This window comes from Streptomyces sp. NPDC001381 (genome assembly GCF_042895685.1).
Classification (GTDB): Bacteria; Actinomycetota; Actinomycetes; order Streptomycetales; family Streptomycetaceae; genus Streptomyces.
Map to the genome: position 1 here is coordinate 256,472 of NZ_JBIAWO010000004.1, position 22,370 is coordinate 278,841.

At 68.8% G+C, this 22,370-nt stretch carries 19 protein-coding genes and 1 tRNA gene; 9 read left to right on the top strand and 11 right to left on the bottom strand.

The features are described 5' to 3' along the window. Positions 1–30 precede the first annotated feature (30 nt). The 8 genes from ACFY2L_RS19785 to rpmH all read right to left on the bottom strand — a co-directional run bounded on the left by ACFY2L_RS19785 (position 31) and on the right by rpmH (position 5,974). Positions 31–1,125 carry a ParB/RepB/Spo0J family partition protein gene (locus tag ACFY2L_RS19785; RefSeq protein WP_390659792.1) on the bottom strand — a complete coding sequence of 365 codons (1,095 nt, stop codon included), beginning with the start codon at positions 1,123–1,125 and terminating at the stop codon, positions 31–33. Then, positions 1,122–2,195 (bottom strand): AAA family ATPase, encoded by a 1,074-nt coding sequence (locus ACFY2L_RS19790; RefSeq protein ID WP_390659914.1) that lies wholly within the window; start codon positions 2,193–2,195, stop codon positions 1,122–1,124. Before ACFY2L_RS19790 ends, ACFY2L_RS19785 begins: the two co-directional genes overlap by 4 nt. 257 nt (positions 2,196–2,452) lie before the next feature. Continuing rightward, a complete protein-coding gene (rsmG, locus tag ACFY2L_RS19795) occupies positions 2,453–3,169 on the bottom strand; it encodes a 16S rRNA (guanine(527)-N(7))-methyltransferase RsmG (protein ID WP_390659791.1) in 717 nt (238 codons plus the stop codon). 118 nt (positions 3,170–3,287) lie between these two features. Beyond that, complete coding sequence (locus tag ACFY2L_RS19800) at positions 3,288–3,800, bottom strand: protein jag (protein WP_390659790.1); 513 nt, start codon at positions 3,798–3,800, stop codon at positions 3,288–3,290. A 15-nt stretch (positions 3,801–3,815) separates the two neighbouring features. Continuing rightward, entirely contained in the window at positions 3,816–5,090 is a 1,275-nt protein-coding gene (yidC, locus tag ACFY2L_RS19805) for a membrane protein insertase YidC (protein ID WP_390659789.1), read from the bottom strand. A 3-nt stretch (positions 5,091–5,093) separates the two neighbouring features. Further along, a complete protein-coding gene (yidD, locus tag ACFY2L_RS19810) occupies positions 5,094–5,447 on the bottom strand; it encodes a membrane protein insertion efficiency factor YidD (RefSeq protein ID WP_390659788.1) in 354 nt (117 codons plus the stop codon). Continuing rightward, positions 5,444–5,815 carry a ribonuclease P protein component gene (rnpA, locus tag ACFY2L_RS19815; RefSeq protein WP_390822928.1) on the bottom strand — a complete coding sequence of 124 codons (372 nt, stop codon included), beginning with the start codon at positions 5,813–5,815 and terminating at the stop codon, positions 5,444–5,446. Before rnpA ends, yidD begins: the two co-directional genes overlap by 4 nt. Before the next feature lie 21 nt (positions 5,816–5,836). After that, complete coding sequence (rpmH, locus tag ACFY2L_RS19820; protein WP_003956500.1) at positions 5,837–5,974, bottom strand: 50S ribosomal protein L34; 138 nt, start codon at positions 5,972–5,974, stop codon at positions 5,837–5,839. Between the two features lie 382 nt (positions 5,975–6,356). Here rpmH and dnaA point away from each other — a divergent pair, with 382 nt between their 5' ends. From dnaA to ACFY2L_RS19865, 9 genes are all read left to right on the top strand, one after another. Next, a complete protein-coding gene (dnaA, locus tag ACFY2L_RS19825) occupies positions 6,357–8,315 on the top strand; it encodes a chromosomal replication initiator protein DnaA (RefSeq protein WP_390659786.1) in 1,959 nt (652 codons plus the stop codon). Positions 8,316–9,303: 988 nt separating this feature from the next. Next, entirely contained in the window at positions 9,304–10,434 is a 1,131-nt protein-coding gene (dnaN, locus tag ACFY2L_RS19830; protein ID WP_390659785.1) for a DNA polymerase III subunit beta, read from the top strand. Between the two features lie 201 nt (positions 10,435–10,635). Further along, positions 10,636–11,511, top strand: a complete 876-nt coding sequence (gene gnd / locus ACFY2L_RS19835; protein ID WP_390659784.1) for a phosphogluconate dehydrogenase (NAD(+)-dependent, decarboxylating) — start codon at positions 10,636–10,638, stop codon at positions 11,509–11,511. Positions 11,512–11,587: 76 nt separating this feature from the next. Further along, entirely contained in the window at positions 11,588–12,709 is a 1,122-nt protein-coding gene (recF, locus tag ACFY2L_RS19840) for a DNA replication/repair protein RecF (RefSeq protein ID WP_390822929.1), read from the top strand. Beyond that, the gene (locus tag ACFY2L_RS19845) at positions 12,706–13,236 is read left to right on the top strand and encodes a DUF721 domain-containing protein (RefSeq protein WP_390659782.1); all 531 of its coding nucleotides are present in this window, start codon (positions 12,706–12,708) and stop codon (positions 13,234–13,236) included. The genes recF and ACFY2L_RS19845 overlap by 4 nt, the downstream gene beginning before the upstream one ends. A 428-nt stretch (positions 13,237–13,664) precedes the next feature. Beyond that, positions 13,665–15,728, top strand: a complete 2,064-nt coding sequence (gene gyrB, locus ACFY2L_RS19850; protein WP_390659781.1) for a DNA topoisomerase (ATP-hydrolyzing) subunit B — start codon at positions 13,665–13,667, stop codon at positions 15,726–15,728. Between the two features lie 42 nt (positions 15,729–15,770). Continuing rightward, on the top strand, positions 15,771–18,365 hold the full coding sequence (gyrA, locus tag ACFY2L_RS19855; RefSeq protein WP_390659780.1) for a DNA gyrase subunit A: 2,595 nt from the start codon (positions 15,771–15,773) through the stop codon (positions 18,363–18,365). Between the two features lie 18 nt (positions 18,366–18,383). Continuing rightward, positions 18,384–19,151, top strand: coding sequence for a DUF3566 domain-containing protein (locus ACFY2L_RS19860; protein ID WP_390659779.1), 768 nt, complete (start codon positions 18,384–18,386; stop codon positions 19,149–19,151). Positions 19,152–19,262: 111 nt separating this feature from the next. Then, a tRNA-Ile gene (locus ACFY2L_RS19865) sits at positions 19,263–19,336 on the top strand. 81 nt (positions 19,337–19,417) lie between these two features. Here the strand turns inward: ACFY2L_RS19865 and ACFY2L_RS19870 are convergent. From ACFY2L_RS19870 to ACFY2L_RS19880, 3 genes are all read right to left on the bottom strand, one after another. After that, a complete protein-coding gene (locus ACFY2L_RS19870; protein WP_390822930.1) occupies positions 19,418–19,750 on the bottom strand; it encodes a hypothetical protein in 333 nt (110 codons plus the stop codon). Then, entirely contained in the window at positions 19,747–20,961 is a 1,215-nt protein-coding gene (locus ACFY2L_RS19875) for a PP2C family protein-serine/threonine phosphatase (protein WP_390659777.1), read from the bottom strand. The genes ACFY2L_RS19870 and ACFY2L_RS19875 overlap by 4 nt, the downstream gene beginning before the upstream one ends. Positions 20,962–21,539: 578 nt before the next feature. Further along, positions 21,540–21,950 (bottom strand): VOC family protein, encoded by a 411-nt coding sequence (locus ACFY2L_RS19880; protein ID WP_390822931.1) that lies wholly within the window; start codon positions 21,948–21,950, stop codon positions 21,540–21,542. Positions 21,951–22,370 lie beyond the last annotated feature (420 nt).

Below are 22,370 nucleotides of genomic sequence, written 5' to 3' on the forward strand. Positions count from 1 at the left end.
CTCAGCGGTCGCGCGCGACTGAGGCGCGGCTCAGTCCTCCGTCTGCTCCGACTCGTCGTCGGCCTTCTGCAGGGCGAATCCCTCACCGGGAGCCAGCGTGCCGAGGATCCGCTCCAGGTCCTCCACGGAGGCGAACTCGACGGTGATCTTGCCCTTCTTCTGCCCCAGGTCGACCTTCACCCGGGTCTCGAAGCGGTCCGAGAGCCGGGTGGCGAGCTCGGACAGCGCCGGGGAGACCAGGGCACCGGCCCGCGGCTTCCTGGCGCGCTGCGCCGTCTGCGGGCGCGAGCCCATGAGGGTCACGATCTCCTCGACACTCCGCACCGACAGCCCCTCGGCCACGATCCGGTGGGCCAGCCGCTCCTGCTCCTCCGAGTCCTCCACGGAGAGCAGCGCCCGGGCATGCCCGGCGGAGAGCACCCCTGCCGCCACCCGGTTCTGGACCGCCGGCGAGAGCTTCAGCAGTCGCAGGGTGTTGGAGACCTGTGGACGGGACCTGCCGATGCGGTCAGCGAGCTGGTCGTGCGTGCAGTTGAAGTCCTTGAGCAGCTGGTCGTAGGCCATCGCCTCTTCCAGCGGGTTCAGCTGGGCCCGGTGGAGGTTCTCCAGGAGGGCGTCCAGGAGAAGCTTCTCGTCGTCCGTGGCGCGGACAATGGCCGGAATCGCCTCCAGACCCGCCTCACGGCAGGCCCGCCAGCGACGCTCACCCATGATGAGCTCATAGCTCCCCGCGGCCACCTCACGCACCACGACCGGCTGGAGGAGGCCGACCTCCTTGATGGAGGTGACCAGTTCTTCCAGCGCGTACTCGTCGAAGACCTCGCGCGGCTGGCGCGGGTTCGGCGTGATCGCGTCGAGGGAGATCTCCGCGAAGTACGCCCCGATGGGCGGGGCGGGCGTCTCCGTGACGCCAAAGACCGACGGCTCCTCTGTTTCACGTGAAACAGCCGGCAGCGTGGCCACCTTCGCCGCGGCCACCCCGCGGTCGGAACTCGGGCTCGGGATGGCCGCCGAGGACGGGGTTCCGGCGCTTCCCACTGCGCTCTGTGCCGGCGTCTTCTCCGTCGGGGCAGCAGGGATCAGTGCGGCGAGACCACGGCCCAACCCCCTCCGTCGCTCATTCACTGGATCCCCTCCACCATGCTCGGATTGTTCTGGGCGCCGATATGGGCGTGGGTCGCGTCGTAGCTGACACCGACACCCCTCAGCGCGATCTCTCGTGCCGCCTCAAGATAGGAGAGGGCACCGCTCGATCCTGGATCGTAGGTCAGCACCGTCTGCCCATAGCTCGGCGCCTCGGAGATACGGACCGAGCGCGGAATGCTCGTCCGCAACACCTCGTCACCGAAGTGGGTGCGCACCTCCTCGGCGACCTGCGACGCCAGGCGCGTGCGGCCGTCGTACATGGTGAGCAGGATGGTCGACACATGCAGGGCGGGGTTGAGGTGCCCCCGCACCAGGTCGACGTTGCGCAACAGCTGGCCCAGCCCCTCCAGCGCGTAGTACTCGCACTGGATCGGGATGAGGACCTCTGCGCCGGCCACCAGCGCGTTGACCGTCAGCAGACCGAGCGAGGGCGGGCAGTCGATGAGGACGTAGTCCAGCGGCTGCTCATAGGCCTGGATGGCCCGCTGTAGCCGGCTCTCGCGGGCCACCAGGGACACCAGCTCGATCTCCGCACCGGCGAGATCGATCGTGGCGGGAGCGCAGAAGAGGCCTTCGACATCGGGGACCGGCTGGACGACCTCCGCGAGCGGGCGGCTCTCGACCAGTACGTCGTAGATGGACGGAACCTCGGCGTGATGGTCGATCCCCAGGGCAGTGGACGCATTGCCCTGCGGGTCGAGGTCGACCACCAGGACGCGGCCGCCGTGGAGGGCCAGGGACGCGGCAAGGTTGACGGTCGTCGTCGTCTTGCCGACCCCGCCCTTCTGGTTGGCCACCACGATGATCCGGGTCCGCTCAGGGCGTGGCAGACCCTCGCCGGCGCGGCCCAGTGCCTCCACCGCCAGTTGGGCAGCACGACCGATCGGGGTGTCGTCCATCGGGGGCGGTGTTTCACGTGAAACATCCTCCCCGAGGGACTCGGTACGGGGACCGGGGACCGGATCGGCCATCGGTCCCGCGATGTTGGCGTCGGACCGCAAGGATTCACTCTCCTCGACTTCAAGCTCGCAATGAACAGAGCCTGCCATGTCTTCGGGGTCGCGAACCAGTGAGGCCTGGGGTTCTGTGGAGAAATCCACCTCTGTGGACAACTCGCGTCCCGCATCGAGTGAACCGAGAGGCTTACGGTCGCGGGGTTCGGCCGCGGCGCGACCGCGGCTGATGATGCCATGCAGCAGGGAGCGACGTTTCACGTGAAACACGATGCACAGCGCCCGCGGCCGAACTGTCGCGACACTCCGTCATGCTCAGGTTTGGCAGCTTGTGTGGAGTACGCCTCACCACGTCAACGACGGCGACGCGTCCGCCCCGTCCGAGCCGCCTTCGCCCGCTTGGCCGCGAACCGCACACCGCCGGGGCTCTCCCCGACCTCGACCCGCACCACCGTGGAGAGCGGATCGACGACGCCCTCACCGACCTGGAGGATCGAGGTGGCGACCGCGCCGAGCTTGCTCAGGGCGGTGGCCGCACTCTTCAGTTCCTCCTCGGCGGTGTCGCCCTTGAGGGCGAGCATCTCGCCGTAGGGGCGCAGCAGCGGGATGCCCCAGGTGGCCAGGCGGTCCAAGGGGGCCACGGCTCGGGCGGTCACCACATGGACGGGCGGGAGCTTGCCCATGACCTCCTCGGCACGGCCACGGACCACGGTCACATGGTCCAGCCCGAGGAGCTCGACGACCTCGGTCAGGAAGTTCGTCCGCCGCAGCAGAGGCTCCAGCAGGGTGATCTTCAGGTCCTCACGCACGAGCGCCAGGGGGATGCCGGGCAGACCGGCGCCCGAGCCGACATCGCACACGGTCACCCCCTCGGGTACGACCTCGGAGAGCACCGCGCAGTTGAGGATGTGCCTCTCCCACAGGCGGGGCACCTCTCGCGGGCCGATGAGGCCGCGCTGCACGCCTGCCTCGGCGAGGAGCTCGGCGTACCGGACCGCATCCGCGAAGCGATCACCGAATACCTCGCGTGCCACCTCGGGCGCAGGGGGGAGCTCCGCTGCCTCCGTCACGGGGACCGTCCTTCCGTACCGCATCGGCGCGTCCAGCACCGACCACCAGAACTACCAGGCTGACAAAGACCGGCCCCGCCTGCGCAACAGACGGGGCCGGAGAGACGTATGTACCGAATCAGTCGGGGAGCACGACGACGAACCGCTGCGGCTCCTCGCCCTCGGACTCGCTGCGCAGGCCCGCGGCCTTGACCGCGTCGTGGACGACCTTGCGCTCGAAGGGCGTCATCGGCTTCAGCTTCACGGGCTCGCCGCTGTTCTTGGCGTCGGCCGCGGCCTTGGCGCCCAGTTCGGAGAGCTCGGCGCGCTTCTGGGCCCGGTAGCCCGCGATGTCCAGCATCAGCCGGCTGCGGTCCCCGGTCTCCCGGTGCACGGCCAGGCGCGTCAGCTCCTGCAGCGCCTCCAGTACCTCGCCGTCCCGGCCGACCAGCTTCTGCAGGTCACGGGTGCCCGTGTCGCTGATGATCGACACAGAGGCACGGTCGGCTTCGACGTCCATGTCGATGTCGCCGTCGAGATCAGCGATGTCCAGCAGACCCTCGAGGTAGTCCGCCGCGATCTCGCCCTCCTGCTCCAGGCGGGTCAGGGTGTCTGCACCCTCGGCGGCGGCGGAGGTGGTGCCTTCCGTCACGGGATGGGCTCCTTCTTACTTCTTGGACGGGGACTTGGGGCGCTGCGGGCCGCCCTTGCGCTGCCCGGACTGGGCCTTGCTGCGGCCACTGGCTCCAGGCTTGGCGGCGGCCTGCCGGTCGGCGCCGGAGGGCTTGGTGTCCTCGGGCTCGTCGGACTTGCTGAGCGACGTGGTCTCGCCGGCCGCCTTGGGGCCGCCGGTCTGGCGCTGGGACTTCGTCTGCCGCTTCGGCTGCTGACGCCTGGCGGCGGCCCCCGTGGTGGTGGGCGTGCCGTCCTCGGTCTGGGTGACGGTCTGGGCATCGCTCTTGACCACGCTGCCGTCGGCCTGGGCCGCGAGACCCGCCTTGGTCAGACCGTTGATGAACTTGCGCTCGGCCTCGTTGCGGTCCCGGCCCTTGGCGACGATGGCCTTGATGATGGTCCGCTCGCTGCGGCGGCGCGTCTTGCCGTGGTGCGTGACGTGCTTGTGCAGACGCTCCAGGTACGCGGCCTGAGCCTTGGAACCCGGGGTCGGGTTGTTGTGGATGACGTACATCTGCTGGCCCATGGTCCACACGTTGGTGGTCAGCCAGTAGACGAGGACACCGACCGGGAAGTTGATGCCGAAGACGGCGAACATGACCGGGAAGACGTACATCAGCATCTTCTGCTGCTGCATGAACGGCGTCTTCACCGTGGTGTCGACGTTCTTCGTCATCAGCTGGCGCTGGGTGAAGAACTGCGAGGCCGACATCAGGACGATCATGATGGCGGTGACGACCCGCACATCGGTGAGCGAGGCGCCGAGGGCCTCCACCTCCGAGGCGCTGTCGGTGAACTTCGCGGCCAGCGGAGCGCCGAAGATGTGCGCCTTCTGCGCGCTCTCCAGCAGGCTCTGGTTGATCACGCCGATGGTGTCACCGGACGCGATGCCGTTGAGCACGTGGTACAGGGCGAAGAAGAACGGGGACTGCGCCAGGATGGGAAGGCACGAGGAGAGCGGGTTGGTGCCCGTCTCCTTGTACAGCTTCATCATCTCTTCGGACTGGCGCTGCTTGTCGTTCTTGTAGCGCTCCTGGATCTTCTTCATCTCGGGCTGCAGCGTCTGCATGGCCCGGGTCGCCTTGATCTGCTTCACGAAGAGCGGGATCAGGCAGATGCGGATCAGGATCACCAGGGACACGATCGACAGGCCCCAGGCCCATCCGGTGTCGGGGCCGAAGATCTTGCCGTACACCGTGTGGAACTGGACGATGACCCAGGAAACGGGTGTCGTGATGAAGCTGAAGAGGCTGGCAATCGTGTCCACTAATCATGCTCCTTGGGCATGGGACGAGGTCTCTGCGGCCGGGCTCGGAGAAGAATTCTCCCCGATGGCCGTTGAGGCGGCGGAGGTCCCGCCCCTGCGTGCACGCCAGGCGTCGCGCAGCATTTCGTGCCACCGCGGGCGCTTCCGCGGCGGGACATGATCCACACCCCCCAGCGACCACGGGTTGCACCGCAGGATGCGCCAGGCGGTGAGTGCCGTTCCCTTGATCGCGCCGTGCCGGTCGATGGCCGTATAGCCGTAGTGGGAACACGAAGGGTAGTACTTGCACACAGGCCCGAGCAGCGGACTGATCGTCCACTGGTAGAGCTTGATCAGGGCCAGCAGCGGGTACTTCATCGCGCGCCCCCTCCCAGCAGCCGTTGAAGGGCGGCATCAAGGTCTTGGGCCAGCTGTGCGTGGTCGGCGTCACCCGCACCGGGCAGCGCCCGTACGACTACCAGGCTACCGGGGGGCAGCAGGACCACTCGCTCGCGCATCAGATGGCGAAGCCTGCGCTTCACCTTGTTGCGCACGACGGCTCCGCCCACGGCCTTGCTCACGACGAAACCCGCACGCGTCGGGGGAGCGCTCTCCCCAGGCGCGTGCGGGTCCGTTGCACCGCTTCGAAGGTGGACGACGAGCGTCGGGCGTCCGGCCCGGCGCCCTCGTCGTACCGCGGTCGCGAAGTCCTCGCGCCGCCTCAGCCGGTTCTCGGTGGGCAGCACGACGGCATGACCTGACCGGGATCAGGCGGACAGGCGGGCGCGACCCTTGCTACGGCGGGACGCGAGAATCGCGCGGCCGGCACGGGTACGCATACGCAGCCGGAAGCCGTGGGTCTTGGCGCGACGACGGTTGTTCGGCTGGAAGGTGCGCTTGCTCACTCGGGGGCTCCAGAAATCAAATCGGTGTGGCGGGTGCCGTCCTGGCTGTCACCGTGCGCCCACGAGTAGCTCTCGTTACGCCCGAGTGCACCGCTTCCCGATCACCTGACGCGATCTGTGCCCATCGGAGGCAGGCGGCAGCAGCCATCGACAACTCGACCTGGTTACGGTACGCGCGGCTACGCCATCCGGTCAAACCAGGGGCCAGTGGGAGACACTGTCCACAGGCTGGGGACAACAACTTGAACCGCACCGGTCGCCCTGACTACCGTGACTGGACTCCGATTCGTTCCTTTGTCCCCTGTTCTCGGCTCCCCGCCGATGCGAATCCCGACCCGTCCCGCAACCACACGTTCGTGGGACCCACGAGAGAGCGTGCCCTGTGGCTGACGTACCTGCCGATCTTGCCGCAGTGTGGCCACGAGTACTGGAGCAGCTCCTCGGTGAGGGCCGTGGCCAGGGTGTCGAGGTGAAGGACGAGCACTGGATCCGGCGCTGCCAGCCGCTCGCGCTGGTCGCCGACACCGCCCTGCTCGCGGTCCCCAACGAATTCGCGAAGGGCGTACTGGAGGGCCGGCTCGCCCCGGTCGTGAGCGAGACGCTGAGCCGCGAGTGCGGCCGCCCGATCCGTATCGCGATCACCGTGGACGACACCGCCGGCGAGCCCCCGGCCCCTCCGGCACCCCCCGTCCAGCAGCCTCCGCAGTCCCGCTACGAGGAGCCCGAGCTTCCGTCGGGTCCGTACGACGAGCCCAAGGGCCGCTACGACAGCACGTACGACAACGCGTACGACAGCCCGTACGAGGGCTACGGCCGGCACCGCGCCGAGCAGCGCCCGGGCCCCTCCGGCGACGGCTCGCGCGCGGACCAGCTGCCGACCGCGCGGCCCGCGTACCCGTCGGAGTACCAGCGTCCCGAGCCCGGCGCCTGGCCGCGGCCCCAGCAGGACGAGTACAGCTGGCAGCAGCAGCGGCTCGGTTTCCCGGAGCGCGATCCGTACGCCTCGCCCTCGCAGGACTCCTACGGCGCTCCGCCGCAGGACCCGTACGGCTCGCCGTCCCAGGACGCCTACTCCCAGGACTCCTACGGCCAGCCGAAGCAGGACTACCGCCCGCAGTCGATGGAGCGTCCGTCGTACGACTCCGCTCCCTACGAGCAGAAGCGGCCGGACTACGACCAGCGGGACGCGGTCCGGCGGGAGATGCCCGAGCCGCCGGCCGGTTCCGGCCCGCCGCAGCGGCCGGGCGCACCGGGTGTGCCCGGGTCGTCGGCCGCGCCGTCGCCGTCGGCCGGCGGACCCGGCGAGCCGACCGCCCGGCTGAACCCGAAGTACCTGTTCGACACCTTCGTCATCGGCGCGTCCAACCGCTTCGCGCACGCGGCCGCGGTGGCCGTCGCCGAGGCGCCCGCGAAGGCGTACAACCCGCTCTTCATCTACGGCGAGTCGGGGCTCGGCAAGACGCACCTGCTGCACGCGATCGGACACTACGCGCGGAGCCTCTACCCCGGCACGCGCGTGCGGTACGTGAGCTCGGAGGAGTTCACCAACGAGTTCATCAACTCCATCCGCGACGGCAAGGGCGACAGCTTCCGCAAGCGGTACCGGGAGATGGACATCCTGCTCGTCGACGACATCCAGTTCCTGGCGGACAAGGAGTCGACGCAGGAGGAGTTCTTCCACACCTTCAACACGCTCCACAACGCCAACAAGCAGATCGTGCTCTCCAGTGACCGGCCGCCCAAACAGCTGGTGACGCTGGAGGACCGGCTGCGGAACCGTTTCGAGTGGGGTCTGATCACCGACGTCCAGCCGCCCGAGCTGGAGACGCGGATCGCGATCCTGCGCAAGAAGGCGGTCCAGGAGCAGCTCAACGCCCCGCCGGAGGTGCTGGAGTTCATCGCCTCGCGGATCTCGCGCAACATCCGTGAGCTGGAGGGCGCGCTGATCCGGGTGACGGCGTTCGCGTCGCTCAACCGGCAGCCGGTGGACCTCGGACTGACGGAGATCGTCCTGAAGGACCTGATCCCCGGCGGCGAGGACTCGGCACCGGAGATCACCTCCACGGCCATCATGAGCGCGACCGCCGACTACTTCGGCCTCACGGTCGAAGACCTGTGCGGAACCTCGCGCGGGCGCGCGCTGGTGACGGCCCGGCAGATCGCCATGTACCTGTGCCGGGAGCTGACGGACCTCTCGCTGCCGAAGATCGGCGCGCTGTTCGGCGGCCGCGACCACACCACGGTGATGCACGCCGACCGCAAGATCCGCAATCTGATGGCGGAGCGGCGCTCCATCTACAACCAGGTGACCGAGCTGACCAACCGCATCAAGGCCGGCTGACGGCCGTACGACCCCGTCGAGGGCGTTCCGGGAACTGATCCCGGGACGCCCTTTCCCGTGGGGAGAGCCGTTCGTGGACGCCGGGCGGGGCCGTCGGGGTCCCGTGGGGGGCCGTCGAGCACCCCACGCGGAGCCGTCGGGCGCGCCGGGCGGGGGTCTCAGGGGCGGTGGGTCAGGAGGCCGGGCCGGTGCTCCCGGTCCGGCCCTGTTCGATTAGCCGCCGGGTTACGGCCTCTCTCCACAGATTCGGTGACTTTTTCCCGTCCACACCCTGGGGACCGGGAAGTTGTCCAGACTGTATCCACAGGCGACCCTGTGGGAGGCGCATCGATCCAGGTCACCTGGTTGTGGATTCGTGGACGAAGGATCTCCACAGGCTGTGGACAAAAAGTCGGTCCACAGGCTGTGCACGAAGTTGTCCACCGGCAACCCACAGGCCGGGGCCGGTTGTCCCCAGCGATCAGCGGTTTCTCCACATCTCTGTCCACTGTTCGGCAAGGCGACGCGCCTCCTCACCGCGTCGAGTGAAAGGCGTCACATGAAGTTGCCGGGCGGGCCTGTGGGAAAGACCGGCAAACCTGGGGACGACGCTGGGGAGAACTCGCCCCTCCCTGTGCACGGAGTGTGCAGAACTTTCTGTTCTCCACAGAAGGCCCCGGTTGTCCACCGCCTCCGCCCACAGGGCCCGTGGACAAAATCTCGCCTCTGAGCTGGGAAAACGTAGTTATCCACGGTTTCCACAGGCCCTACTACTACTGACAACTAGAGAGAGCCAGGAATCCGTTTCGAAGGGGGCCCTGTGCACAACTCGCTCTTCGGTGCCCGACCGCCCCTCGTCACGACTTGACCCCGAGAGGCACCTACTGTCAGTGCGGTGCGTCAGACTGGTCCCCGGTGGTCCTTCCCGTCACAGGGGCCGATCACACAGAGACCAGACGACGAAGCCAGGCAGGCCGAGAAGCGCCGGCAACAGCAGGAGGCGGCAAGAGTGAAGATCCGGGTGGAACGCGACGTACTCGCGGAGGCAGTGGCCTGGGCGGCGCGCAGCCTTCCGGCCCGTCCGCCGGCGCCTGTCCTCGCCGGCCTGCTGCTGAAGGCCGAGGACGGCGCCCTCAGTCTCTCCAGCTTCGACTACGAGGTCTCCGCGCGTGTGTCCGTGGAGGCCGAGGTCGAGGAGGAGGGCACGGTCCTCGTCTCCGGCCGTCTGCTGGCCGACATCTGCCGCGCCCTCCCCAACCGGCCGGTGGAGATTTCCACAGACGGTGTACGGGCGACCGTGGTCTGCGGCTCCTCCCGGTTCACCCTCCACACCCTGCCGGTGGAGGAGTACCCGTCCCTGCCCCAGATGCCGAACGCGACGGGTACGGTCCCCGGCGAGGTCTTCGCCTCCGCCGCCGCCCAGGTCGCCATCGCCGCGGGGCGTGACGACACGCTGCCCGTCCTCACCGGTGTGCGCATCGAGATCGAGGGCGACACGGTGACGCTGGCCTCCACCGACCGCTACCGCTTCGCGGTCCGCGAGTTCCTGTGGAAGCCGGAGAACCCGGACGCCTCCGCGGTCGCCCTGGTGCCCGCCAAGACCCTCCTGGACACCGCCAAGGCGCTCACCAGCGGCGACAGCGTCATCCTGGCGCTGTCCGGCTCGGGCGCGGGCGAGGGCCTGATCGGCTTCGAGGGCGCCGGGCGGCGGACGACCACCCGTCTCCTGGAAGGCGACCTGCCGAAGTACCGCACGCTGTTCCCGACCGAGTTCAACTCCGTCGCCGTGATCGAGACCGCCCCCTTCGTGGAGGCCGTCAAGCGTGTGGCCCTGGTCGCCGAGCGCAACACCCCGGTGCGGCTCAGCTTCGAGCAGGGCGTGCTCATCCTGGAGGCCGGCTCCAGCGACGACGCACAGGCTGTGGAAAGGGTCGACGCGCAGCTGGAGGGCGACGACATCTCGATCGCCTTCAACCCGACCTTCCTGCTGGACGGCCTGAGCGCCATCGACTCCCCGGTCGCCCAGCTGTCCTTCACCACGTCCACCAAGCCCGCCCTGCTCAGCGGCAAGCCGGCGCTGGACGCCGAGGCGGACGACGCCTACAAGTACCTGATCATGCCGGTGCGCCTGAGCGGCTGATCGCGGTCCCGTGGTGTCCCCGGTTGTCCACAGGCGGTGGAGAACCGGGCCGCCGCCCGGGGCGAGGCCGACGGCGAATCCGCAGGTGGGGCCGTACGTATGAGCGCGTATGCCCACAGGTGTGCGTGACCGTCCGGGTTTAGGCTCGGACATGGGTACGAAGGTGCCCTTCACGCCACACAGCGACCTAAGGAACAACTGATGGAGCTCGGTCTCGTCGGCCTCGGCAAGATGGGCGGCAACATGCGCGAGCGGATACGCCGCGCAGGCCACACCGTCGTCGGATACGACCGCAACCCGGACCTCGCCGACGTCCACAGCCTCGAAGAACTTGTGGGCAAGCTCGAGGGCCCGCGCGTGGTGTGGGTGATGGTCCCGGCCGGGGCCGCCACCCAGTCGACGATCGACGAGCTGGGCGAGCTGCTGGAGCCGGGCGACGTCGTCGTGGACGGCGGCAACTCGCGCTGGACGGACGACGAGAAGCACGCCGAGGAGCTGGCCGCCAAGGGCATCGGCTTCGTCGACTGCGGCGTCTCCGGCGGCGTCTGGGGCCTGGAGAACGGCTACGCGCTGATGTACGGCGGCGACGCGGAGAACGTCGCCAAGGTGCAGCCGGTCTTCGACGCGCTCAAGCCCGAGGGCGACTTCGGCGCGGTGCACGCCGGCAAGGTCGGCGCCGGCCACTTCGCCAAGATGGTCCACAACGGCATCGAGTACGCCATGATGCAGGCCTACGCCGAGGGCTGGGAGCTGCTGGAGAAGGTCGACTCGGTCACGGACGTGCGCGAGGTCTTCCGCTCCTGGCAGGAGGGCACGGTCATCCGGTCCTGGCTGCTCGACCTGGCGGTCAACGCCCTCGACGAGGACGAGCACCTCGACAAGCTGAAGGGCTTCGCGCAGGACTCCGGCGAGGGCCGGTGGACGGTCGAGGCCGCCATCGACAACGCGGTGCCGCTGCCCGCGATCACGGCCTCGCTGTTCGCGCGGTTCTCCTCCCGGCAGGAGGACTCGCCGCAGATGAAGATGATCGCGGCGCTGCGCAACCAGTTCGGCGGCCACGCGGTCGAGAAGAAGTAGTCCACAGGGTCGCCCCGCGATCCACAAGAGGGGTCGCCCCGCGATCCACGAGCCTCGGGGAGGTCGGCGAACGACCATGCACGTCACGCATCTGTCGCTGGCCGACTTCCGCTCGTACGCCCGGGTCGAAGTTCCGCTCGACCCGGGCGTCACCGCCTTCGTCGGCCCCAACGGGCAGGGCAAGACGAACCTCGTCGAAGCCGTCGGCTATCTCGCCACCCTCGGCAGCCACCGGGTCGCCTCCGACGCGCCCCTGGTCCGCATGGGCGCCGAGCGCGCGATCGTCCGGGCCCAGGTGCGGCAGGGCGAGCGGCAGCAGCTGGTCGAGCTGGAACTCAACCCCGGCAAGGCCAACCGCGCCCGCATCAACCGGTCCTCGCAGGCCAGACCCCGGGACGTGCTGGGCATCGTACGGACCGTGCTGTTCGCGCCCGAGGACCTCGCGCTCGTCAAGGGGGATCCAGGGGAGCGGCGGCGGTTCCTGGACGAGCTGATCACCGCGCGCTCCCCGCGCATGGCCGGGGTGCGGTCCGACTACGAGCGGGTGCTCAAGCAGCGCAACACCCTGCTGAAGTCGGCGGCCCTCGCGCGGCGGCACGGCGGGCGGTCCATGGACCTGTCCACGCTCGACGTCTGGGACCAGCACCTCGCGCACGCCGGTGCCGAGCTGCTCGCGCAGCGGCTGGACCTGGTCGCCGCGGTGCAGCCGCTCGCCGACAAGGCGTACGAACAGCTGGCGCCGGGCGGCGGACCGGTCGCGCTGGAGTACAAACCGTCCGCGCCCGGCGAGGCCCACACGCGCGAGGATCTCTACGCGCAGCTGATGGCCGCGCTCGCGGACGCCCGCAAGCAGGAGATCGAGCGGGGCGTCACGCTCGTCGGCCCGCACCGGGACGACGTGGTGCTCAAGCTCGGTCAGCTGCCCGCCAAGGGGTACGCCTCGCACGGGGAGTCCTGGTCCTACGCGCTGGCGCTGCGGCTGGCCTCCTACGACCTGCTGCGGGCCGAGGGCAACGAGCCGGTGCTGGTGCTCGACGACGTGTTCGCCGAGCTGGACGCGCGCCGGCGGGAGCGGCTGGCCGAGCTCGTCGCGCCCGGCGAGCAGGTGCTGGTCACGGCGGCGGTCGACGACGACGTACCGCATGTGCTCAGCGGAGCGCGGTACACCGTGGCGAACGGGACGGTGGAACGCGTATGAGCGAGCAGGAGCCGAGGAAGACGCCCGAGCCCTCCGGCGTCGACCTCGCGCGCGTGGCGCTCAGGGCGGCGCGCGAGCAGGCACGCGCGCGCGGTGACGCGGCGCGGCAGAAGAAGCAGGCGCGGCGCGGCGGCGGCCTGCGCTCCGGCGCGCGGGCGGACGGGCGCGACCCCATGGCGCTCGGTGCCGCGATCAACCGGCTGCTGACCGAGCGCGGCTGGGAGGCACCGGCCGCGGTGGGCGGAGTGATGGGCCGCTGGCCGCAGATCGTCGGCGAGGACGTCGCCAAGCACTGTGTGCCGGAGCGGTACGACGAGGACGAGCGGGTGCTGGTGGTGCGCTGCGACTCCACGGCGTGGGCGACGAACCTGCGGCTGCTCGCCCCGACCCTGGTCGCCCGGCTCAACGAGGACCTCGGGCACGGCCGGGTCCAGCAGATCAGGGTGCAGGGTCCGGGCGGCCCGGCCCGCCGCTACGGCCCGCTGCGGGCCCCGGGGAGCACCGGTCCCGGCGACACGTACGGGTGATCTGTGTCACGTAGTGGGACGGCCGGGGCGGTGTCGGGTACCGCGCCGGCCGTCTTCTCGTATGCCCGCGGCCGATCCGGGGGCCGCCCGCGGACGGCCCGCGAGGGGCTGTGAACAGCCCGCACGAGGTTGCGAATTCCGACGTGACTCCCCGGTAGCCAAGGGTTGACACCCGGAAGCGCTGAGTGCCGCTGTGAGCCTCTTGGAGCCCCCTTCCGTATATCGGGACCCGTCGGAGACCGGTTGAGGGCGGCACATCCGGACTCAGGTACCGGCAAACCCCCATCACTGTCAGTGCTACCGGTAGACTGGAAGACAATCCCGCCCCGAACGTGGGGACCGCCCGGGACAAGCTGAGCAACGCTGATCAAGGCTTACCAACGCAACATGCCGCAGCCGCTCCGGCAACCCGCCGACGAGCATGGCTAGTGCTGTGCCAGAAAGGGCGCTTCGTGGCCGATTCCGGCAACCCCAACGAGAACATCCCGTCCACCGACGCCGGCGCGAACGGCGAGGTCACCGCCTCGTACGACGCCAGCGCCATCACCGTCCTCGAGGGCCTGGACGCGGTCCGCAAGCGCCCCGGTATGTACATCGGATCCACGGGCGAGCGTGGTCTGCACCACCTCGTGTACGAGGTCGTCGACAACTCGGTCGACGAGGCGCTGGCCGGCCACGCGGACACGATCGACGTGACGATCCTGGCCGACGGCGGCGTCCGCGTCGTCGACAACGGCCGTGGCATCCCGGTCGGCATCGTCCCCTCCGAGGGCAAGCCGGCCGTCGAGGTCGTGCTGACCGTGCTGCACGCGGGCGGCAAGTTCGGCGGCGGCGGCTACGCGGTCTCCGGCGGTCTGCACGGCGTGGGCGTGTCCGTCGTGAACGCGCTGTCGTCGAAGGTCGCCGTCGAGGTCAGGACCGACGGCCACCGGTGGACGCAGGACTACAAGATGGGCGTCCCCACCGCCCCGCTCGCCAAGCACGAGGCCATCGAGGCGACCGGCACCTCGGTCACCTTCTGGGCCGACGCGGACATCTTCGAGACGACCGAGTACTCCTTCGAGACGCTCTCCCGGCGTTTCCAGGAGATGGCGTTCCTCAACAAGGGTCTGACGATCAAGCTCACGGACGAGCGCGAGTCGGCGAAGGCCACCACCGGGGCGGACGAGGCGGGTGCCGACGTCAAGGACGAGGTCAAGACCGTCACGTACCACTACGAGGGCGGCATCGTCGACTTCGTGAAGTACCTCAACTCCCGCAAGGGCGACGTGGTGCACCCGACGGTGATCGACCTCGAGGCCGAGGACAAGGAGCGCAGCCTCTCCCTCGAAGTCGCGATGCAGTGGAACAGCGGTTACAGCGAGGGCGTGTACTCCTTCGCCAACATCATCCACACGCACGAGGGCGGTACGCACGAGGAGGGCTTCCGCGCGGCTCTGACCAACCTGGTCAACAAGTACGCGCGCGACAAGAAGCTGCTGCGCGAGAAGGACGACAACCTCACGGGCGACGACATCCGCGAGGGTCTGACCGCGATCATCTCGGTCAAGCTGAGCGAGCCGCAGTTCGAGGGCCAGACCAAGACCAAGCTGGGCAACACGGAGGCGAAGACCTTCGTCCAGAAGGCGGTCTACGAGCACCTCAACGACTGGCTGGACCGCAACCCGGTCGAGGCAGCGGACATCGTCCGCAAGGGCATCCAGGCGGCCACCGCGCGCGTGGCGGCCCGCAAGGCCCGGGACCTGACGCGCCGTAAGGGCCTGCTCGAGTCGGCGTCCCTGCCCGGCAAGCTCTCCGACTGCCAGTCGAACGACCCCACCAAGTGCGAGATCTTCATCGTCGAGGGTGACTCCGCCGGCGGCTCGGCCAAGTCCGGCCGCAACCCGCAGTACCAGGCGATCCTCCCGATCCGCGGCAAGATCCTCAACGTGGAGAAGGCGCGGATCGACAAGATCCTGCAGAACCAGGAGATCCAGGCGCTGATCTCGGCCTTCGGCACCGGGGTGCACGAGGACTTCGACATCGAGAAGCTCCGGTATCACAAGATCATCCTGATGGCGGACGCCGACGTCGACGGCCAGCACATCAGCACCCTGCTGCTGACCTTCCTGTTCCGCTTCATGCGGCCGCTGGTCGAGGCCGGGCACGTGTACCTCTCCCGCCCCCCGCTCTACAAGATCAAGTGGGGTCGGGACGACGTCGAGTACGCGTACTCCGACCGCGAGCGTGACGCGCTGATCGAGCTGGGCCGGCAGCGCGGCAAGCGGGTGCGCGAGGACTCGATCCAGCGCTTCAAGGGTCTCGGTGAGATGAACGCCGAGGAACTGCGCGTCACGACGATGGACCAGGAGCACCGCGTCCTCGGCCAGGTCACCCTCGACGACGCCGCCCAGGCCGACGACCTGTTCTCGGTCCTCATGGGCGAGGACGTCGAGGCGCGCCGTGCCTTCATCCAGCGCAACGCCAAGGACGTCCGCTTCCTCGACATCTGAGTCGGTCTCAGCTGACCGGACAGGGAAGGATCACCACCAGCAATGACCGACGAGAACACTCCCGTCACCCCTGAAGAGGGCGGCGACATCGCCATGCGCATCGAGCCCGTCGGGCTCGAGACGGAGATGCAGCGCTCGTACCTCGACTACGCGATGTCCGTCATCGTCTCGCGTGCGCTGCCGGACGTCCGGGACGGCCTCAAGCCCGTCCACCGCCGGGTGCTGTACGCGATGTACGACGGCGGCTACCGCCCCGAGCGCGGCTTCTACAAGTGCGCCCGCGTGGTCGGCGACGTCATGGGCAACTACCACCCGCACGGCGACAGTTCCATCTACGACGCGCTCGTGCGCCTCGCGCAGCCCTGGTCGATGCGCATGCCGCTGGTCGACTCCAACGGCAACTTCGGCTCCCCGGGCAACGACCCGGCGGCGGCCATGCGGTACACCGAGTGCAAGATGGCGCCGCTGTCGATGGAGATGGTCCGCGACATCGACGAGGAGACCGTCGACTTCACGGACAACTACGACGGCCGCTCCCAGGAGCCGACCGTCCTGCCCGCTCGTTTCCCGAACCTGCTGATCAACGGCTCGGCCGGGATCGCGGTCGGCATGGCGACCAACATCCCGTCGCACAACCTGCGCGAGGTCGCGGCCGGCGCCCAGTGGTACCTGGAGAACCCGGAGGCCTCGCACGAGGAGCTCCTGGACGCCCTCATCGAGCGCATCAAGGGCCCCGACTTCCCGACCGGCGCGCTCGTCGTGGGCCGCAAGGGCATCGAGGAGGCGTACCGCACGGGCCGCGGCTCGATCACCATGCGCGCGGTCGTCGAGGTCGAGGAGATCCAGAACCGCCAGTGCCTGGTGGTGACCGAGCTGCCGTACCAGGTGAACCCCGACAACCTCGCGCAGAAGATCGCCGACCTGGTCAAGGACGGCAAGATCGGCGGCATCGCGGACGTCCGCGACGAGACCAGCTCCCGCACCGGGCAGCGGCTCGTGATCGTGCTGAAGAGGGACGCGGTCGCCAAGGTCGTCCTGAACAACCTCTACAAGCACACGGACCTGCAGACGAACTTCGGCGCCAACATGCTGGCGCTGGTCGACGGCGTCCCGCGCACCCTCTCGCTGGACGCGTTCATCCGCCACTGGGTGACGCACCAGATCGAGGTCATCGTCCGCCGTACGCGTTTCCGGCTGCGCAAGGCCGAGGAGCGGGCGCACATCCTGCGCGGTCTGCTGAAGGCCCTGGACGCCATCGACGAGGTCATCGCGCTCATCCGGGGCAGCGAGACCGTCGAGGTCGCGCGCACGGGCCTGATGGAGCTCCTGGAGATCGACGAGATCCAGGCCAACGCGATCCTCGAGATGCAGCTGCGCCGGCTCGCCGCCCTGGAGCGCCGGAAGATCGTCCAGGAGCACGACGAGCTCCAGGCGAAGATCAACGAGTACAACGAGATCCTCGCCTCGCCGGTCCGCCAGCGCGGCATCGTCAGCGCGGAACTCGCGGCGATCGTCGAGAAGTACGGCGACGACCGCAAGACCATGCTGGTGCCCTACGACGGTGACATGTCCATCGAGGACCTGATCGCCGAGGAGGACATCGTCGTCACCGTCACGCGCGGCGGCTACGTCAAGCGCACCAAGACGGACGACTACCGCGCCCAGAAGCGCGGCGGCAAGGGCGTGCGCGGCGCGAAGCTGAAGGAAGACGACATCGTCGACCACTTCTTCGTCTCCACCACGCACCACTGGCTGCTGTTCTTCACCAACAAGGGCCGGGTGTACCGGGCCAAGGCGTACGAGCTGCCCGACGCCGGGCGTGACGCGCGTGGACAGCACGTCGCCAACCTGCTCGCCTTCCAGCCGGACGAGGCGATCGCCGAGATCCTCGCCATCCGCGACTACGAGGCGGCGCCCTACCTGGTGCTCGCCACCAAGGGCGGCTTGGTCAAGAAGACGCCGCTGAAGGATTACGATTCGCCCCGCTCCGGCGGTGTGATCGCCATCAACCTCCGTGAGACGGAGGACGGTTCCGACGACGAACTGATCGGCGCCGAACTCGTGTCGGCCGATGACGATCTGCTGCTGATCAGCAAGAAGGCCCAGTCGATCCGTTTCACCGCCACGGACGAAACACTGCGTCCCATGGGCCGTGCGACCTCGGGTGTCAAGGGCATGAGCTTCCGTGAGGGAGACCAGCTCCTCTCGATGAATGTTGTTCGACCCGGTACGTTCGTGTTCACTGCCACAGACGGCGGGTACGCGAAGCGGACCGCTGTCGACGAGTACCGCGTCCAGGGCCGCGGCGGCCTCGGTATCAAGGCCGCCAAGATCGTGGAGGACCGCGGTTCGCTCGTCGGCGCGCTGGTGGTCGAGGAGACCGACGAGATCCTCGCCATCACGCTGTCGGGCGGTGTGATTCGTACGCGAGTCAATGAGGTCAGGGAGACGGGCCGTGACACCATGGGCGTCCAACTGATCAACCTGGGCAAGCGCGATGCCGTCGTGGGTATCGCACGTAACGCCGAGGCGGGGCGCGAGGCGGAGGAGGTCGACGGCGACGAGGCCGTGGACGAGACCGCCGAGGGCGCCGCGACCACCGGCACGGACGAGGGTGAGGCGCCCTCGGCCGAGTAGCACGAGGAGTGAGTCATCGTGAGCGGAGCCACGGGCGCCGGTACGTCTTCCGGTACGGAGAAGGGCGGCGGCCGTGGCTCCGCCGCGCCGGAGGGGAACGCGCGCAAGACCGGCGCGCGGGGCGCGGAAGGGCCGGTGGCGGACACCCACACGACCCAGCTGAAGGCGATCAAGCCGACCGCGGCCGACTCTCCCTCCTCCTCGCCCGACACGCAAGGATCCAGAGGATCCCAGGGGGGAACCGTGACGGACACCCGAGGCGGCCAGCCGGCCCAGCAGCCGGCCTCTCCGCTGCCCGGTGAGCGGCAGCCGCAGCAGCCCACAGGGCCGTACCACCCGCCGCAGGCCTACCCGTCGCAGACGGCGGCGACCGGCGCCGTACGGCGCCCGCGCACCGGTGCCCGCACCGTCCCGCGGGTGCGCAAGGCGCGGCTGCGGGTGGCGAAGGCCGACCCGTGGTCGGTGATGAAGGTCAGCTTCCTGCTGTCGATCGCGCTCGGCATCTGCACGATCGTCGCGGCGGCGGTGCTGTGGATGGTCATGGACGCGATGGGCGTCTTCTCGACGGTCGGCGGCACGATCTCCGAGGCCACGGGCTCCAACGAGTCCAACGGCTTCGACCTGCAGTCCTTCCTCTCCCTCCCCCACGTCCTGATGTTCACGTCGATCATCGCGGTCATCGACGTCGTCCTCGCGACGGCCCTGGCGACGCTCGGCGCGTTCATCTACAACCTCTCCGCGGGCTTCGTGGGCGGCATCGAGCTGACCCTCGCCGAGGACGAGTGAGGCGCTTCGAACCTCCCGTGGGCGGTCCTACGACTATCGATTTTGGGACTGCCCACGTCGTGCGCTAATCTTCAGGAGTCAGCGCGCGGGACACACACCGCAGAGCGCGGCGGGGCTATAGCTCAGTTGGTTAGAGCGCATCCCTGATAAGGATGAGGCCACAGGTTCAAATCCTGTTAGCCCCACATGCGAAAAGACCCCCGGACCATCGGTCCGGGGGTCTTTTGACACCCATGGTTGACACCAACGGCGGTGAACGGCCTCGCTCACCCGATCAGCGGGTCCTCCAGCAGCTCCGCGAGCAGCGTCACAGCCTCCCGCTCACTGTCCCCCGCCAGGGCATGGCCGTCCTGCTGGGCCCAGTCGGCACCGGCGATCTTCTGCTCCAGTTCCTGGAGCTCCCGCCGCTCCTCGAGGACGCGGGCGCAGAAAGGCAGAGCCGAGCAGACGCGGCCCCTGGCGTCCAGGTCGTTCGTACAGTGGCGCGCTCCACCTGGACGCCAGGAACCACGCCCGCTCCACGGTGTGTGGGTCGACGGCGTACGGGATGGGAGCTGGAGAGAGTGGTGGGTTGAGGTGCGAGCTCTGAGGCGCCTCACAGGCTGACGACGACCAGGGCGGTGTCGTCTGTGACGCCTTGGGCGGGGATGAGGCCGTTGATCACGGCGTCGGCGAGTGCTTCGGGGGTGGTGAGTTCCTTGTGGCGGATCAGGGCGTCGGTGAGTTGGCTGAGTCCGGTGTCGATGTCCTGGTGGCGGCGTTCGATGAGGCCGTCGGTGTAGAGCAGGACGGTGTCTCCGTCCGTGAAGGCGGTGGTGGCTTCCGGCCTGGGGCTGGACTCGAAGACGGCATCCAGCGGCGGATCGGTCGCCTGGTCCAGCAACTCCACAGTGCCGTCGCCGCGAAGAAGGACCGGAGGGGGGTGGCCGGCGCTGGAGTAAGTGATGAGGCGGCGGCTGAAGTCGATGAAGGCGGTCACCGCAGTGGTGGACTCGGCGCCGGTGACGCAGTGCGCGTACCGGTCGAGGACATCGAGGGCCTGCGCAGGGCCGGTGGCGACCAGGGAGGTGGCGGACAGGGCGCTGCGGAGCTGGCCCATGATGCCTGCGGCCTCGAGGCCGTGGCCGACGACATCGCCGACGGCCACGGCGATCTTGTCACCGTCGTGGAGTTGGACCAGGTCGTACCAGTCGCCGCAGACGTTGAGGGAGCCGACCGCGGGCCGGTAGCGCACGGCGAAGCGGTGAGGGCCGATCGGCGGCGGAACCGGGAGCATGGCGCGCTGCAGGGCGAGGGCGACCTCACGCTCGCGGGCGTGGGCGCGACGCAGTCGCTCGTTGACTTCGTGCAGCTGCCGCATCCGGCTGAAGAGCTCGGCCTCGAGCCGGCGTGAGCCGTCCGGCCGGCTGGTGGCGCGCAGGAGTTCGGTGACTTCCTCGACGCGGTGGATCACCAGTGTGATGTGGCCGTCGGGCGCGAAGACGGGCGCGTTGACCGAGCTCCAGTAGCGTTCCTCCCAATGGCCGGGGCGCTGCGCGGATTCCACGTCGTAGCGCTGCAGGTCCATGTCGATCTCGCGGTTGGCCAGGACCGAGCGCAGGGATGCCTCCAGGTGGCGGGCGCCGGAGGCTGCCGGGTCTCGCGGGCTGCTGGGGAAGGCGTCGAAGAGGTAGCGGCCGACCACCTGGTCGCGGCTGCGTCCGGCCTGGCGCAGCCACGCGAGGTTGGCGTCGGCGAAAACCAGATCGGGAGTCAGCAGAGCCACCGCGCCCGGCAGCGCTTGGAACACTGCCGCGTAGTCGATAGTCATGGATGCAGGATATGGAGAAATGGTGCGATCCACGCTTACCGGCATCCTTGATGAGTGGCCGGCAGCCGACGAGTGATCTCCGCTGGGCCGTCTCTGGGCCGTCCGAGGCCGCTCAGCGGCGGTCACCGGCTGAAGCTGACACCAACGCATGACACCAACAGCCGCGAACGGCGGCGGTCAGCCAGGGATGCTCGCGGACTCCGAATCGAGGAACGCAGCGGGTGGACCGGCCCCAGAGACGCTGCATGATCGACCTGATAAGGGTGAGGCCACAGGTTCAAATCCTGTTAGCCCCACCAGCCAGAAGACCCCCGGACCATCGGTCCGGGGGTCTTTTGACACCCCGGGTCTTCGAGCAGCTCTGCGAGCATCGTCACGGCCTCCCGCTATGCGGGTGTGGCGGGCGAGCCGGACGGTGATGCGGCGGACGCCGGCGCGCTTCACGAGGCGGTCGAGGGTCCGGGAGAAAGCCCGTGGGGTCGACGGGTGCGGCCGACCTTGGGCCGGGTCATCGTCGACCTCTGCGGCTGACAGTTACGGGCTTGAACCGCTGTGGCGATCGTTCAAGGGGTGGCTGATCAGTCGCGCTTGGGCCAGATCGGGCCCTGGTCGGTCCAGATGACGCCCTTGTTGCGGCACAGGCAGAAGGGGTGGCCGAACGGGTCGGTGTAGACCTGCCAGCCGTAGCCGTCGGGGCCGATGAAGTCCTGCCTCAGCGTCGCGCCGAGGTCGAGGACGCGGCGCTGCTCGGACTCGATCTCGTCCACTTCGAAGTCGAGGTGGAACTGCTTGGGGTGCTCGCTGTCGGGCCACTGCGGAGCGCGGTAGTCGTCCACCCGGATGAACGCCAGCTCGATCTCGCCGAACTGGATGCCGGCCCAGTCCTCGGAGCTGCCTTCCTTGATCGGACGGCCCGTCACCTCGGAGTAGAAAGCCGCCAGCTTCATCGTGTCCGGGCTGTCGATGATGAAATCGGTGAGTCGCAGCATCCCGCGATCTTGTCACAGGCTCACGCCCGACTTCGAGGCAGGTTTTGTAGGGATCGGGGGTCCTTTTTGAGCCTGTGACTGACGCCAACGGGGGCGGGACGGCTGGGACATGATGATCCAATGAACACGGACACGGACACGGACAGTGTGGCTGAGGCGATCGCGCGCGATGTGCAGCTGATGAGTCCCCGCATCCGGGCATCGAGGGCACTGACAGATCAACTTCTCGATCCGGAATTCGTCCACTCCTGTTCCAGGGGAGTAGAAGCGGCCGGGGCTGTGCCGCGCAGGCGTCGCTCGCGTCTCGCCGTCGTCGGTGGCGATGCGCCTTCCCGCGGGTCCGGGCGTGAAAAGGCCCGGTCGCTGGCGACGGGGGATGCACCAGCGACCGGGCTTGGGCCAAGGCTAACAAGGGTGGTT

Coding starts and splice junctions, on each gene's coding strand:
- ACFY2L_RS19790 (WP_390659914.1), bottom strand. CDS start 2,195: ATGGCAGGCTCTGTTCATTGCGAGCTTGAAGTCGAGGAGAGTGAATCC.
- yidD (WP_390659788.1), bottom strand. CDS start 5,447: ATGAAGTACCCGCTGCTGGCCCTGATCAAGCTCTACCAGTGGACGATC.
- gnd (WP_390659784.1), top strand. CDS start 10,636: ATGGAGCTCGGTCTCGTCGGCCTCGGCAAGATGGGCGGCAACATGCGC.
- recF (WP_390822929.1), top strand. CDS start 11,588: ATGCACGTCACGCATCTGTCGCTGGCCGACTTCCGCTCGTACGCCCGG.
- ACFY2L_RS19845 (WP_390659782.1), top strand. CDS start 12,706: ATGAGCGAGCAGGAGCCGAGGAAGACGCCCGAGCCCTCCGGCGTCGAC.
- gyrA (WP_390659780.1), top strand. CDS start 15,771: ATGACCGACGAGAACACTCCCGTCACCCCTGAAGAGGGCGGCGACATC.
- ACFY2L_RS19875 (WP_390659777.1), bottom strand. CDS start 20,961: ATGACTATCGACTACGCGGCAGTGTTCCAAGCGCTGCCGGGCGCGGTG.
- ACFY2L_RS19880 (WP_390822931.1), bottom strand. CDS start 21,950: ATGCTGCGACTCACCGATTTCATCATCGACAGCCCGGACACGATGAAG.